The 13,757-nt window shown below is 68.5% G+C and carries 13 protein-coding genes and 1 pseudogene; 5 read left to right on the top strand and 9 right to left on the bottom strand.

Annotation, left to right across the window (positions count from 1 at the left end; all coding sequences use genetic code 11):
• The first annotated feature begins 20 nt into the window (after positions 1-20).
• From ACZ42A_RS14390 to pknB, 3 genes are all read left to right on the top strand, one after another.
• Positions 21-1,469 carry an FtsW/RodA/SpoVE family cell cycle protein gene (locus ACZ42A_RS14390; protein ID WP_468527486.1) on the top strand — a complete coding sequence of 483 codons (1,449 nt, stop codon included), beginning with the start codon at positions 21-23 and terminating at the stop codon, positions 1,467-1,469.
• Positions 1,466-2,938, top strand: coding sequence for a peptidoglycan D,D-transpeptidase FtsI family protein (locus ACZ42A_RS14385; protein WP_468527485.1), 1,473 nt, complete (start codon positions 1,466-1,468; stop codon positions 2,936-2,938). Before ACZ42A_RS14390 ends, ACZ42A_RS14385 begins: the two co-directional genes overlap by 4 nt.
• A gap of 169 nt (positions 2,939-3,107) precedes the next feature.
• Positions 3,108-5,111 (top strand): Stk1 family PASTA domain-containing Ser/Thr kinase, encoded by a 2,004-nt coding sequence (gene pknB / locus ACZ42A_RS14380; protein WP_468527484.1) that lies wholly within the window; start codon positions 3,108-3,110, stop codon positions 5,109-5,111.
• Positions 5,112-5,192: 81 nt separating this feature from the next.
• Here pknB and ACZ42A_RS14375 read toward each other — a convergent pair whose 3' ends face one another.
• The 6 genes and pseudogenes from ACZ42A_RS14375 to ACZ42A_RS14350 form a co-directional block, all read right to left on the bottom strand.
• On the bottom strand, positions 5,193-5,948 hold the full coding sequence (locus tag ACZ42A_RS14375; RefSeq protein ID WP_468527483.1) for a class E sortase: 756 nt from the start codon (positions 5,946-5,948) through the stop codon (positions 5,193-5,195).
• 13 nt (positions 5,949-5,961) lie between these two features.
• A complete protein-coding gene (locus tag ACZ42A_RS14370; RefSeq protein ID WP_468527482.1) occupies positions 5,962-7,002 on the bottom strand; it encodes a class E sortase in 1,041 nt (346 codons plus the stop codon).
• Positions 6,999-7,637, bottom strand: a complete 639-nt coding sequence (locus ACZ42A_RS14365; protein ID WP_468527690.1) for an aminodeoxychorismate/anthranilate synthase component II — start codon at positions 7,635-7,637, stop codon at positions 6,999-7,001. Before ACZ42A_RS14365 ends, ACZ42A_RS14370 begins: the two co-directional genes overlap by 4 nt.
• The gene (locus ACZ42A_RS14360) at positions 7,634-7,831 is read right to left on the bottom strand and encodes a hypothetical protein (RefSeq protein ID WP_468527703.1); all 198 of its coding nucleotides are present in this window, start codon (positions 7,829-7,831) and stop codon (positions 7,634-7,636) included. Before ACZ42A_RS14360 ends, ACZ42A_RS14365 begins: the two co-directional genes overlap by 4 nt.
• 79 nt (positions 7,832-7,910) lie before the next feature.
• Positions 7,911-8,492: pseudogene (locus ACZ42A_RS14355) on the bottom strand (class E sortase); the annotation flags it as partial.
• Between the two features lie 81 nt (positions 8,493-8,573).
• On the bottom strand, positions 8,574-9,353 hold the full coding sequence (locus tag ACZ42A_RS14350) for a DUF881 domain-containing protein (RefSeq protein WP_468527481.1): 780 nt from the start codon (positions 9,351-9,353) through the stop codon (positions 8,574-8,576).
• 141 nt (positions 9,354-9,494) lie between these two features.
• Between ACZ42A_RS14350 and crgA the strand changes: the two genes are divergently transcribed.
• The gene (gene crgA / locus ACZ42A_RS14345) at positions 9,495-9,749 is read left to right on the top strand and encodes a cell division protein CrgA (RefSeq protein WP_468527480.1); all 255 of its coding nucleotides are present in this window, start codon (positions 9,495-9,497) and stop codon (positions 9,747-9,749) included.
• Between the two features lie 276 nt (positions 9,750-10,025).
• Here crgA and ACZ42A_RS14340 read toward each other — a convergent pair whose 3' ends face one another.
• Both ACZ42A_RS14340 and ACZ42A_RS14335 read right to left on the bottom strand, forming a co-directional pair.
• Positions 10,026-10,919, bottom strand: a complete 894-nt coding sequence (locus ACZ42A_RS14340; protein ID WP_468527479.1) for a rhomboid family intramembrane serine protease — start codon at positions 10,917-10,919, stop codon at positions 10,026-10,028.
• A 135-nt stretch (positions 10,920-11,054) separates the two neighbouring features.
• Positions 11,055-11,588 (bottom strand): peptidylprolyl isomerase, encoded by a 534-nt coding sequence (locus tag ACZ42A_RS14335; protein ID WP_468527478.1) that lies wholly within the window; start codon positions 11,586-11,588, stop codon positions 11,055-11,057.
• Positions 11,589-11,872: 284 nt separating this feature from the next.
• Here ACZ42A_RS14335 and ACZ42A_RS14330 point away from each other — a divergent pair, with 284 nt between their 5' ends.
• A complete protein-coding gene (locus tag ACZ42A_RS14330) occupies positions 11,873-12,586 on the top strand; it encodes a DUF5324 family protein (RefSeq protein ID WP_468527477.1) in 714 nt (237 codons plus the stop codon).
• A gap of 775 nt (positions 12,587-13,361) precedes the next feature.
• On the opposite strand, the gene ACZ42A_RS14325 is transcribed toward ACZ42A_RS14330, so the two are convergent.
• Complete coding sequence (locus ACZ42A_RS14325) at positions 13,362-13,628, bottom strand: hypothetical protein (protein ID WP_468527476.1); 267 nt, start codon at positions 13,626-13,628, stop codon at positions 13,362-13,364.
• Positions 13,629-13,757: the final 129 nt, after the last annotated feature.

Raw genomic sequence — 13,757 nt, 5'->3', positions numbered from 1 at the left:
GTGAGAGGCCCTGTCACACGATGAGCAGTACTACCAACACGCCGACGCACCACACGTCCACGATCGGCTCCATCGGCACGCCGAGCCGCCGTAACACCGAGCTGGCCCTGCTGGTCTTCGCGGTGGTCATCCCGGTCTTCGCGTACGCCAATGTGGGCCTCGCCATGGACGGCTCGGTGCCGTCCGGGCTGCTGAGCTACGGCCTGGGCCTCGGCCTGCTGGCCGGCATCGCCCATCTCGTCGTACGGAAGTTCGCGCCGTACGCGGACCCGCTGCTGCTGCCGCTGGCCACCCTGCTGAACGGGCTGGGGCTGGTCGCGATCTGGCGGCTGGACCAGTCGGAGCTGCTGCAGTCACTGCCCACCTTCGTCACGGCCGCGCCCCGCCAGCTGCTGTACACCGCGCTGGGCATCGCGCTGTTCATCGTGGTGCTGATCTTCCTGAAGGACCACCGCGTCCTGCAGCGCTACACCTACATCTCGATGTTCGTGGCCCTGGTGCTGCTCATCCTGCCGCTGGTGCCGGGCCTGGGGACCGACGTCTTCGGCGCCAAGATCTGGATCCGGATCCCCGGTCTGGGCACCCTCCAGCCCGGTGAGTTCGCGAAGATCGTCCTCGCTGTCTTCTTCGCCGGCTACCTGATGGTGAAGCGGGACGCCCTGGCCCTCGCCAGCCGCCGCTTCATGGGCCTGTACCTGCCGCGTGGCCGCGACCTCGGCCCGATCCTGGTCGTCTGGGCGATCTCGATCCTCATCCTGATCTTCGAGACCGACCTCGGCACCTCTCTGCTGTTCTTCGGAATGTTCGTCATCATGCTGTACGTCGCCACCGAGCGGACCAGCTGGATCGTCTTCGGTCTGCTGATGTCCGCGGCAGGCGCCGTCGGCGTGGCGAGCTTCGAACCGCACATCCAGACCCGTGTCCAGGCCTGGCTCGACCCGATGCGCGAGTACGAGCTGAGCCGCGCCGGCGTCAGCGACGGCGTCCTCCACTCCGAGCAGGCCATGCAGGCCCTGTGGGCGTTCGGCTCCGGCGGCACCCTCGGCACCGGCTGGGGTCAGGGCCACTCCGACCTGATCCGGTTCGCCGCCAACTCCGACTTCATCCTCGCCACCTTCGGCGAGGAACTCGGCCTCGCGGGCATCATGGCGATCCTGCTGATCTACGGCCTGATCGTGGAGCGCGGTGTGCGCACCGCCCTCGCCGCCCGCGACCCGTTCGGCAAGCTGCTCGCCATCGGCCTGTCCGGCGCCTTCGCGCTCCAGGTCTTCGTGGTGGCCGGCGGTGTGATGGGCCTCATCCCGCTGACCGGTATGACGATGCCGTTCCTCGCGTACGGCGGTTCGTCCGTACTGGCCAACTGGGCCCTGATCGGCGTCCTGCTGAGAATCAGCGACACCGCGCGCCGCCCGGCCCCGTCCCCCGCCCCCAACCCCGACGCCGAGATGACCCAGGTGGTCCGCCCGTGAACAAGCCCCTGCGACGGATCGCGATCTTCTGCGGGCTGCTCATCCTGACCCTGCTGATCCGCGACAACTGGCTCCAGTACGTCCGCGCGGACGAGCTGGCCACGGACACCGAGAACCGCCGGGTCGCCATCGAGCGCTACGCCACCCCTCGCGGCAACATCATCGTCGAGGGCAAGGCCATCACCGGCTACAAGGAAGCCTCCAGCGGCGACTTCGAGTACGTCCGCACCTACAAGGACGGCCCCATGTGGGCGCCCGTCACCGGCTACGCCTCCCAGGCCTTCGGCACCAACCAGCTGGAGAACCTGGAGGACGGCATCCTCACCGGCAACGACGACCGGCTCTTCTTCCGCAACACCCTGGACATGATCACGGGCAAGAAGAAGGAGGGCGGCAACGTCGTCACCACCCTCAACGCCGCCGCGCAGAAGGCCGCGTACGAGGGTCTGAAGGAGCGCGGCAAGGGGGCCGTCGCCGCGATCGAGCCGTCCACCGGGAAGATCCTGGCGCTGGCGTCGTACCCGTCGTACGACCCCTCGACGATCGCCGGCTACTCCGCCGACGACGAGAAGGCCTGGAACAAGCTCCAGAAGAAGAACAACCCCGACGACCCGATGCTCAACCGGGCCCTGCGCGAGACCTACCCGCCGGGCTCCACCTTCAAGGTCGTCACCGCGGCCGCCGCGCTGGAGTACGGCAAGTACCCCGACCCGGACCAGCCGACCAAGACGCCGCTGCCGTGGATCATGACCGGCACCACCACCCCGCTGAAGAACGACGGCAACCACCCCTGCGAGAACGCCACTCTGCGCGTCGCCCTGCAGTGGTCCTGCAACACCGTCTTCGGCAAGGTCGGCTCGGAGCTCGGCAACGACAAGATGCTGGAGATGGCCGAGAAGTTCGGCTTCACCTCCGAGCACTTCACGCCGGTGCGCGCCAACGCCTCGGTCTTCTCCGAGGACATGGCGCCCTCCGAGGTCGCGCTGTCCTCCATCGGCCAGTTCAACACCGCCGCGACGCCGCTGCAGATGGCCATGGTCGCCTCGGCGGTCGCCAACGACGGCTCGCTGATGAAGCCGTACATGGTGGACAAGCTCCAGGCGCCCAGCCTCGACACCGTCGAGCAGACCTCGCCGGAGGAGCTGAGCCGGCCGCTGTCGGAGGAGAACGCGCAGAAGCTCCAGTCGATGATGGAGACCGTCGTCGAGGAGGGCACCGGCGCCACCGCGAAGATCCCGAACGTCAAGGTCGGCGGCAAGACCGGCACCGCCCAGCACGGCGTCGACAACAGCGAGAAGCCGTACGCCTGGTTCATCTCCTACGCCAAGCTCAGCGACGGCAGCTCCCCGGTCGCCGTCGCCGTGGTGGTCGAGGACGAGGACGCCGACCGCGGTGACATCTCCGGTGGCGGCCTCGCGGCCCCCATCGCCAAGAGCGTGATGGAGGCGGTCATCGGCAACCGGAAGTGACCCCGCTCACGTCCCCTTCACATCGGTGCACGTTGCGATACCGGTCCTGTATCGGGTGACGGGCTTGGCCAGGTCACAGAAAGCGAGCCGGGTACGGTAGGCCCGGACGGCAGCCTCCGACCGCACGAGTGCGGCGGTCGGGACCGACGGAGAGGGCTGGTAGGAAGCTATGGAAGAGCCGCGTCGCCTCGGCGGCCGGTACGAGCTGGGCCAGGTGCTCGGCCGCGGTGGCATGGCAGAGGTGTATCTCGCCCATGACACCCGCCTCGGCCGCACCGTGGCGGTGAAGACGCTGCGCGCGGACCTCGCGCGCGACCCGTCCTTCCAGGCCCGGTTCCGCCGGGAGGCCCAGTCGGCCGCCTCGCTCAACCATCCCGCGATCGTCGCGGTCTACGACACGGGCGAGGACTACATCGACGGGGTCTCGATCCCGTACATCGTGATGGAGTACGTCGACGGCTCCACGCTCCGTGAGCTGCTGCACTCCGGCCGCAAGCTGCTGCCGGAGCGCGCCATGGAGATGACCATCGGCATCCTCCAGGGCCTGGAGTACGCCCACCGCAACGGCATCGTCCACCGCGACATCAAGCCGGCCAACGTCATGCTGACGCGCAACGGCCAGGTCAAGGTGATGGACTTCGGCATCGCCCGCGCCATGGGCGACTCCGGCATGACGATGACCCAGACCGCGGCCGTCATCGGCACCGCCCAGTACCTCTCCCCGGAGCAGGCCAAGGGCGAGCAGGTCGATGCCCGGTCGGACCTGTACTCCACCGGCTGTCTGCTCTACGAGCTGCTGACGGTCCGCCCGCCGTTCGTCGGCGACTCCCCGGTGGCCGTGGCCTACCAACACGTACGGGAAGAGGCCCAGCCGCCCTCGGTCTTCGACCCCGAGATCACGCCCGAGATGGACGCGATCGTCCTGAAGGCGCTGGTCAAGGACCCGAACTACCGCTACCAGTCGGCCGACGAGATGCGTGCCGACATCGAGGCCTGCCTCGACGGCGCCCCGGTGGCGGCCACCGCCGCGATGGCGGCGGCGGGCTACGGCGGCTACCCCGACGACCAGCCGACCACGGCCCTGCGCGCCACCGACGCCGGCGCCACGTCGATGCTGCCCCCGATGAACCCGGACGACGGCGGCTACGGCTACGACGACCGCCCCGACCGGCGCCGCCAGAAGAAGTCCAACACCTCGACGATCCTGCTGGTCGTCGCGGCGATCCTGGTCCTCGTCGGCGCGATCCTCATCGGCAAATGGGCGTTCGGCAACGGCGGTGTGGGCAATGACGACGTGCCGGTGCCGAACTTCGTCGGACTCTCGGAGGAGCAGGCACAGAAACGGGCGACCAACACGGAACTGGAGCTGAACCTCACGCGGAAGGCCTGCGAGGACCAGCCGAAGGGCAACATCTGCTCCCAGAATCCGCAGAAGGGCACCGAGGTCAAGAAGGGCGACACGGTCAACCTGGTCGTCTCCACGGGCGCCCCGAAGGTGGCCGTACCCAACGTGATCGGCGACAGCCTCGAAGAGGCCAAGGCGAAGCTGGAGGGCGACAAGTACGGCTTCCAGGTCGAGACGGAGCCCAAGGAGTCCCCGGAGGAGCCCGGCACCGTCCTCGAACAGGACCCGCTCTCCGGCCAGGAGGTGGAGAAGGGCTCCACGATCACGCTGACCATCGCCAAGGAGAAGGAGCAGGCGACGGTCCCGCCGGTCACCGGCACCTGTGACGAGGCCAAGGCACAGCTGCAGGCCAACGGACTGGTCGGCACCTGCACCGACGTCCCGACCACGGACCCGAACCAGGACGGCAAGGTCATCGAGACCACCCCGTCGGCAAACTCCAAGGTCGACCCCGGTTCGGTGGTGACGATCAAGGTCGGCAAGCTTCAGCAGCAGAAGACCAAGGTCCCGGACGTCCGCAACAAGACGGTGGCCCAGGCCCGGCAGGAGCTGAACGCGGCCGGCTTCACCAACATCCAGTTCGCGGGCGGCAGTGACCAGAGCGACACCGCGCTCGTCATCGACCAGGACCCGGACGGCGGCAACGAGACCGACAACCCGGCCGGGACCCAGATCACCCTGACGACCGTGGGCTTCGGCGGAGGCAACAACAACGGCGGAGGCAACGGCAACGGCGGAGGCCTCTTCGGAGGCGGCGACGGAGACTGACCCGCGCCCCTGACGCGAAAGTCCCGGCAGCCCCTCAGGGGCGCCGGGACTTTCCCGTTGTCGCTTTCCCGTTGTCGGCTGTCAGCGCAGCTCTTCCGGCGGAGTCCGGTCCGCGTCCACCTTCTCGACCCGCTCCAGCTCGCCCCAGACGATGTACCGGTACCGGCTGGTGTAGATCGGCGTGCAGGTGGTCAGGGTGATGTACTTGCCGGCCTTCTTCCGGCCGGACTCCTTGGGGACGGCGTCGAGGACCTTCACGTTGTACTTCGAGGTCTCGGGAAGAGTGGCGTAGACCTTGTAGACGTACCACTTGTCCTTCGTCTCGAAGACGATCGGGTCCCCCTTCTTCAGCTTGTGGATGTTGTGGAACTCCGCGCCGTGCCCGTCGCGGTGGGCGGCGAGGCTGAAGTTGCCGTTCTTGCCGCTCATCGGCAGGGTCGCCTTGACCGGATCGGTGTAGTAGCCGGCGACACCGTTGTTGAGGATCTCGGTCGAGGTGCCCTTCTTGATCAGGATCTCGTCCTTGTTCATGTCGGGCACGTGCAGGAAGCCGATGCCGTCCTTGGTGTCCAGGGCGCCGGGGCCGCCGCCTCCCTCGTGGGCCCAGGTGTCGCGGACCTTGTCACCCTCCCGGTCCGCCTCACGGTCGGCGAGGACGTTCGTCCACCACAGCGAGTAGACGACGAAGAGGCCGAGGACCAGGCCCGCCGTGATGAGGAGTTCGCCGAAGACGCTGACCGCCATGGCGATCCGGCCGGGGCGGCGGCGCCGGGGCGCGGGCTGCACGGGCCTGGGCGCCGCGGTGTGCTCTTCGGTGTCGTCGGTGGTCGCTGCCACGAATCATCTGCCCTTAACTGACGAGCGCATCCGGCTTGCCCTTGCTGCGCGGCCGTTCCTCGTCCATCTTGCCCCAGACGATCAACCGGTACTTGCTGGTGAACTCCGGCGTGCATGTCGTGAGGGTGATGTACCGGCCGGGGGCCGTGAAGCCCGAGTCCTTCGGGACGGGGTCGAGCACGCTCACATTGCTCGGCGAGGTCACCGGGAGCATGGACGCCATCTTGTAGACGTAGTACGTGTCCTGCGTCTCGACGACGATCGGATCGCCCGGCTCGAGCCTGTTGATGTACCGGAACGGCTCGCCGTGCGTGTTGCGGTGGCCCGCGAGCCCGAAGTTGCCGGTCTTGGCGCTGGGCATCGCCGTCTTCAGGGCGCCCTCGGCGTAGTGGCCGACCATGCCCCGGTCGAGGACCTTCTTGTTGCTGGTGCCCTCGGCGATCGGGACCACCACGTCCAGCTTGGGGATGTGGAGCAGGGCGAAGCCCTGGCCGGGCTCGAAGCTGCCGGGGTTGCGCTTGCCGCTCGCCCAGTCGTCCTGGAGCTGGCTCGCCTCGCTCCCGGCCTGGGCGTGCGCGCGGACGTTGGTCCACCACAGCTGGTAGGTGACGAACAGCAGCATCAGCACGCCGGTGGTGATGAACACCTCGCCGATCACCCGGCTGGCGATCACCCCGGGGCTGGGCTTGCGGGCCCGCGCCAGCCGGCGGGCCTCGACACGGGAGAGCGGGGCCTGCGGCTCGTCGGCCGCGGGGGGCGGCGGTGCCGCGGTCCGGCGGCGACGCCCGTGACGGCCCTTGGCGGCCCTTCTGCGGGCCGCACGGCCGCCCGGTGTGACTCCGGTGCCGGGAGTGGTTTCCGGGGCCGGTATGGACTCACCGGGTGGTTCGGCTACGCGCAGCGCCACCGTCTCGTCGTCGAGGGGCGGCTCGTACGACGGCTCGTACGGTGTCTCGTACGGCGGCTCCGCGTACCCGTCCCCGAGCGTGCCGGAGACCTCGTACGGCTGCTGCCCGTACGAGGTGCTCTCGCGCTCGGGGCGCAGGGCGGTCACGCCGTGGCCCTGCCCACCACCGGGGCCAGCCCCGCGGACCTGGCCACCGCGCCGTGGTCGCCGCACTCCACCAGCCAGTTGGCCAGCATGCGGTGGCCGTGCTCGGTGAGCACCGATTCCGGATGGAACTGGACGCCCTCGACGGGCAGTTCCCGGTGACGCAGGCCCATGATGATGCCGTCGTGCGTCCGCGCGGTGACCTCCAGCTCGGCCGGCACGGTCGCCGGCTCGGCGGCCAGGGAGTGGTACCGGGTCGCGGTGAACGGCGAGGGCAGGCCCGCGAAGACACCCTTGCCCTCGTGCTCGACCAGCGAGGTCTTGCCGTGCAGCAGCTCGGGCGCACGGTCGACGACACCGCCGTACGCCACCTGCATCGACTGCATGCCCAGGCAGACCCCGAAGACGGGAACGCCGGTCGCCGCGCAGTGGCGGACCATGTCGACGCAGACGCCCGCCTGCTCGGGTGCGCCGGGGCCGGGCGACAGCAGGACGCCGTCGAAGCCGTCCTGGGCGTGCGAGGTGGACACCTCGTCGTTGCGCAGCACCTCACACTCGGCGCCCAGCTGGTACAGGTACTGGACCAGGTTGAAGACGAAGCTGTCGTAGTTGTCGACGACGAGAATGCGCGCGCTCAATGGTTGTCCACCGTCACATCGTTGAAGGGAAGCAGCGGTTCGGCCCACGGGAAGACGTACTGGAAGAGGACGTAGACCACGGCCAGGATCAGTACCAGTGAGATCAGCGCCTTCACCCACGCGTTGCCCGGCAGATGCCGCCAGATCCAGCCGTACATGCCGTCCCTTCCGTCGTACCACGGCACCAGACTCACGCCGTACGGCACCAGACTAACGGCGCAGGGCCTCAGGTTCCCCTGCCTCCACGGGCTGTGTGGAGTCCAGATGCGCCCAGACGATCAGCCGGTGGCTGTGGCCCCACTCCGGCTCGCAGGTCGTCAGGGTCAGATAGCGGCCGGGGCGGGTGTAGCCGGAGGCGCGGGGGACCGGATCGATCACCGCCACATCGGTGGGGACCGTCTTGTAGGGGCCCTTGTCGATCCGGTACGTGAACCAGGTCGTGCCGTCGGTCAGCACCACCGCGTCTCCGCGGCGCAGCTTCGGGAAGTCCTTGAAGGGGTCGCCGTAGGTGCGGCGGTGGCCGGCGACGGAGAAGTTGCCCTTCTGTCCGAGCCGGGCGGTGTCCGCGTAGTGGCCGAGGCCCTTTTTGAGGGTGTCGGTGGCGGTGCCCTCGAGGACCGGCTTGTTCCACGTGAAACCAAGACGCGGGATGTACATGATCGCGAAGGGCTTGCCGTCCCGGTACGGCCCCGGCTTCGGGGGGCTCGCGGAAGCACCGGGGGCGGGCGCCGCTCCGGATGCGCCGGGGCGCGTGCTTCCGTGCGCCCACTGCTCCTGAAGCTCGTGGATCTGGTCCTCCATGACGGTGTCGGCCCGTACGCCGGTCCAGAACAGCACGTAGACGACGAAGAGCACGATCACGGTGCCGGCGGTGACGCACAGCTCGCTGACGGTCCTCACGATCACGCGCACCGGCGGCTCCTGGGGCGGGCGGCTCTACTCCACGGGCTTCGCGTAGTGCAGGTCCACTGTGCCCGAGTAGCCCGGCAGAGTCACCGTCCCGTTCTCCTCGACTTTCCAGCCCAGGCCGTAGACGTTGACGTACACCATGTAGTTCTGGATCGCGGGGCTCGCGGAGAGCGCCTGCCGCAGCTTCTCCGGGTCGCCGACCGCCTGGATCTTGTACGGCGGTGAGTAGACGCGGCCCTGGAGGATCAGGGTGTTGCCGACGCAGCGCACGGCGCTGGTGGAGATCAGCCGCTGGTCCATGACCTTGATGCCCTTGGCGCCGCCCTGCCACAGGGCGTTCACCACGGCCTGGAGGTCCTGCTGGTGGATGACCAGGTAGTCGGGCTGCGGCTCGGGATAGCCGGGGAGCTTGGCGGTGGCGTTCGGCGGGGCGTCGTCCAGGGTGACGGTGAGGGCCTCCCCGGTGACCTGCTGCGTGCCGGCGCTCTTCTCCAGGGCCGCCAGCTTCTCGTCCTCGGCCTTGGTGCTGCCGTCGTCGCGTTCGGCGAGTGCTTCGACCTGGTCGCGCAGGGCCGCGTTGGACTCGTCCAGTTCGCCGTTCTTGCGGCTGCGTTCCTGAATGAGGTCGGAAAGCTTCAACAAGGACGCATCCGTACGGATATTGGTGCCCTTGGCCGTATGGAAACTGGTGAAGAAAATGAGACCCGCGAGAGCGAAGACGGCCACGGTGAGGAGCCGGACCGGACGGAAAGATCCCCGGCGGGCAGCGCTGGATCCCGGCTGGGGGGAGTCGGCAGAATTGCTCAACGTACCCTTATCTCCTTCGGCGCCACGGAAGCACTACGCTAACGGACGCCCGGGGGAGCACTCAGTGTCCCCTTGTACGCTGCCCCGAGCCCGACCCAGTTCCCTGCGCGGCCACGCAGCGCATCGACAGGAGAGACCCTCGTGCCGAAGTCACGTATCCGCAAGAAGGCCGACTACACGCCGCCGCCGGCGAAGCAGGCGGCCAGTATCAAACTGAACAGCCGCGCCTGGGTCGCGCCCGTCATGCTCGCCATGTTCCTCATCGGTCTGGCCTGGATCGTCGTCTTCTATGTGACCGACGGTTCGCTGCCGATCGACGCGCTGAACAACTGGAACATCGTCGTGGGCTTCGGGTTCATCGCCGCCGGATTCGGTGTCTCGACCCAGTGGAAGTAGGCCCTGCCGGGCGGTGAACACAGTTCTGCCCAGGGCTATCCACCGAGTTATCCACAGCCGTTTTCCACAGTGGGGAAAAAGAACGACGATCTGTGGATAACTCATCGACGGTTGACGCTGGTGTGACGGAACGACCGGCATCCGAATACCTGTTCGCCCCCTGCCTGACCTGCGGAAACACGGGTCAGTGACAGGGGGCACAGCTGTTCCCGCACCGTGTGCACAAGATCGGGTACACGCTGTGGACAACCCGCGCTCAGGGGGTTGGGAAGGCGCTCAGGTGAGCTGGGCCGTCCGGAGCAGGGTCATGCCGGCGACCACCGCCAGCACCAGCGCACAGGCGCCGTACTGCATCAGCGCCCGCCGCTCCCGTGGGGCGTTCACCATGGCGTAGCCGATCACCGCCCCGCCGACCAGGCCGCCGATGTGCGCCTGCCAGGAAATGTTGAAGCCGGGGTTGAAGGTGAACAGCAGATTGATCACCAGCAGGACGATCACCGGACGCATGTCGTAGTTGCGGCGGCGCATCAGAACGGCGGTGGCGCCGAAGAGACCGAAGACGGCACCGGAGGCGCCGAGCGAGGCCGTGGTCGCGGGCTGGAGGAGATAGGCCAGGGCGCTGCCCGCCAGTCCGGAGATCAGATAGAGCGCGAGATAGCGGACCCGGCCGAGCGCCTCCTCCAGCGGGCCGCCCAGAAACCACAGGCTCAGCATGTTGAAGGCGATGTGCCAGATCTCCTCGTGCGTGAACATCGCCGTGACCAGGCGATACCACTCGCCCTCGGCGACGCCCTGGGTCGCCGTCCAGGGGGCCGGCGGCCACTCGGCGATCAGCACCAGGTCGCCGAGCAGCGTCGAGGACACCTGGACGGCGAGGAACACCGCGAAATTGACCAGGACGAGGATCTTGGTGATCAGGTGGGGATCACCGCGGACGGCGACGGGCGCGCCGGCGATGTTGCGGGGCTGGGAGGCGCCGGGGCGGTGGCCGGTGCCGGAACCCTCGCGGACGCAGTCGGGGCACTGGAAGCCGACCGAGGCGTTGACCATGCACTCCGGGCAGATCGGGCGGTCGCAGCGGGTGCAGCGCACGCCGGTCTCACGGTCCGGGTGGCGGTAGCAGCCGGGCAGACTCTGCGCTTCCTGCGGACTTTCCGACACCTGGTCCATGAGGTCCCCTACGTCGTCGTAAGCGAGAAACGCCCCTTCCATCCTTACGGACGGAGGGGGCGTTTGGTTCCCTTCGGACGCTTTGGACCGCTACGGGTCTCGGCTGCCGCGGACCTGGGCGGGAACCGGCGGGACTCAGCCCTCGCGGCTCTCGACGACGACCGTCTCGATGACGACGTCCTTGAGCGGCCGGTCGGTGCGCGGGTTGGTCTGGGTGCTCGCGATGGAGTCCACGACCTTCTGGCTCGCCGCGTCGGTGACCTCGCCGAAGATGGTGTGCTTGCGGTTCAGCCAGGCCGTCGGGGAGACGGTGATGAAGAACTGCGAGCCGTTGGTGCCCGGGCCGGCGTTGGCCATGGCCAGCAGGTACGGCTTGTCGAACCGCAGGTCCGGGTGGAACTCGTCCTTGAACTGGTAGCCCGGGCCGCCCGTGCCGTTGCCCAGCGGGTCGCCGCCCTGGATCATGAAGCCGCTGATGACCCGGTGGAAGACCGTGCCGTCGTACAGCTTGGCGGTGGACTTCTCACCCGTGGCGGGGTGGGTCCACTCACGCTCGCCCTTGGCGAGCTCGACGAAGTTCTTGACCGTCTCCGGCGCGTGGTTCGGGAAGAGCCGGACCTCGATGTCGCCGTGGTTGGTCTTCAGGGTGGCGTAAAGCTGCTCAGCCACGATCTGCCTTCCGTTGTCTTCCTGTGACCCCCCGATCCTCGCACGGTCCGCGTCGTACGTCGCCCGACGCCCGCGTTCGCCAGCGCACGGCGACGATCCGTGGCATTGTCGACGACAAGCTCCCGTTGCCCCGGATTCACCCCTTATTGATCCCTCCGTGTACTCCCCGTACGTCCGGAGTGACCCGGATGCCCGTCCGCACATGCCGCGCCGCGCTCCGGCAGGCATGATCCGTAAAAGGGTGGAAAGTCGAAATACCGTACGCCACCGAGGAGGAGGAACCCGTGACCCGCATCGACAGCGTGCGCGCCGCGACCGGCTCGGCGAAGGACAGCGTGCTGCACGCCGCGGAAGTGGTGGCGCCCTACGCCGACACGGCCAAGGACCGGGCCGCGCACTACACGCACGAGGCGCGCGCCCGCCTCGCACCCAAGGTCTCGCAGGCGGCCGGGCAGGCCCGCGTCCAGTACGCGGCACATCTCGCGCCGTATCTGGAGCAGGCCCGCGTGCAGGCCCGCTCGCATGTGCCGCCGAAGGTCGACCACGCCGCCCATGAGGCCGCCTACCGCACCCGCAAGGCCGCACGGCAGGCCGCCGACTACTCCCGGCCCAGGATCGAGCAGGCGGTCGCCGCGGCCGGGCCCGTCAAGAACGAGGCGACGGCCCGCGCCATCGCGGCACTGGCCGCGCTGCGCGGCCAGATCACGCCCGAGGAGATCCAGAAGCTGGTCCGCAAACACGAGCGCCGCGCGAAGGCCGGTCGTGCGGTCAAGGTCCTGGCGATTCTGGGCGTCCTCGGCGGAGGAGCCTTCGCCGCCTGGAAGTGGTGGGACAAGCAGGCCAACCCGGACTGGCTGGTCGAGCCGCCCGCCGCGACGGAGGTGCCCGAGTCCGGCCGGCTGACGTCGGTGGACGGCAGCGTCCCGTCCGCGCTGGACCCCGAGGTCCAGGCCAAGGAAGCCGAGGAGGAGGCAGCGGACCGGGACGAGCGTGGGTGAGCACCCCGTCGTCCTGTCGGTTCCACGTGAAACACCGCTGTGGGGCGGGAGAGCCGTAACTCCCCTGCCCCACAGGGGCCTTCCCCCCACTCGAAGGCGCGACAGCCCGCCCCCTGCCGACGTGGAACGGGACGGTCCGCGTCAGCAGGGAAAGACATCGCCGCGGCGCTGGGTCGTGAACAGCTGAAATCCCTGCAACGGCTCCGCGACGAACGAGCCGCCGTCGCGCCGGCCTCCGCCCGCGCCTTCGCCGGCGTGACAGCGCTCCGTACGCCGTACCGCAAGGACGCCGGTTCCGACAGCTGGCACCTCTATGACCTCAGGCGAATCCGGAACACCTGGACTGCGTCCGGGACCTCATTTTCGAAGAAGTACGGCAAGCCGCGCTTGGGAACAGCTCCCGGCGACTTCCCGGCAGCCGAGTTCATTTCCCAGCCGAATGTGGTTGAAGTGCGCGAAAGACGCCGGCGAACCCACTCGCCCGCCCTGCTTCGCCCACCAGCACGAGCTCGCCGTGCGCCCTGTACCCGTGCTGCCGCAGGGGCTCCCTCGCTGCTCCACGGGCAGGTCCTCGCTGACGCGACGGCAGGCCAGGGTCGTCAAAAATGCGACGCATATCGTAGCGAGGGCTGAAGTCCACGGACCTTTCGCGAAGGCTCAGGGAAAGCAATCGGCAAGGGGATCCCGCTCCCATTCGGCGCGTTCCATCTGATGCACGGAGTCGTTTCTACCGACAGCAAACCGGTCGGCATTCATTCGCGAAATGACAGCGACATCACCCGCACTCCGACGAGCCCCGCTCCGACCCCCGGTCGGCGTCGCGGGCGACGATCAGGGCGGGCAGGCCGACCGTTGCTACGGCGAAGATCGCGGCCCCGGCAAGATCCTTTACGCCCTCGGCCAGGCGCTCGTGGATGCACGCCCACCCTTCGCGTTCGAGGAAGACGATCCCCCGGAGCCAGGGCTCGACATCCACAGCGCCCCGGCCGAGGTGATCGTCGACCCACTGCTGAGCATGTCGCAGGTGATCCGCCCTCTCCATCCAGGAGGAGTGGCTCTTGAACCACGGCGACCTGCTCTGCTCGACCAGCGGCCGACGCTTCGCCTTGCTGTCACCTGGAGCCTGAGACCGCCATCGGGGCCCCGCGCCCACCCCGTCCCCGCTCCGCGC

The organism is Streptomyces sp. NPDC030838 (assembly GCF_055572035.1).
The sequence above is the reverse complement of the archived record's forward strand: the minus strand, read 5'-3'. Positions and strand labels throughout refer to the sequence as shown.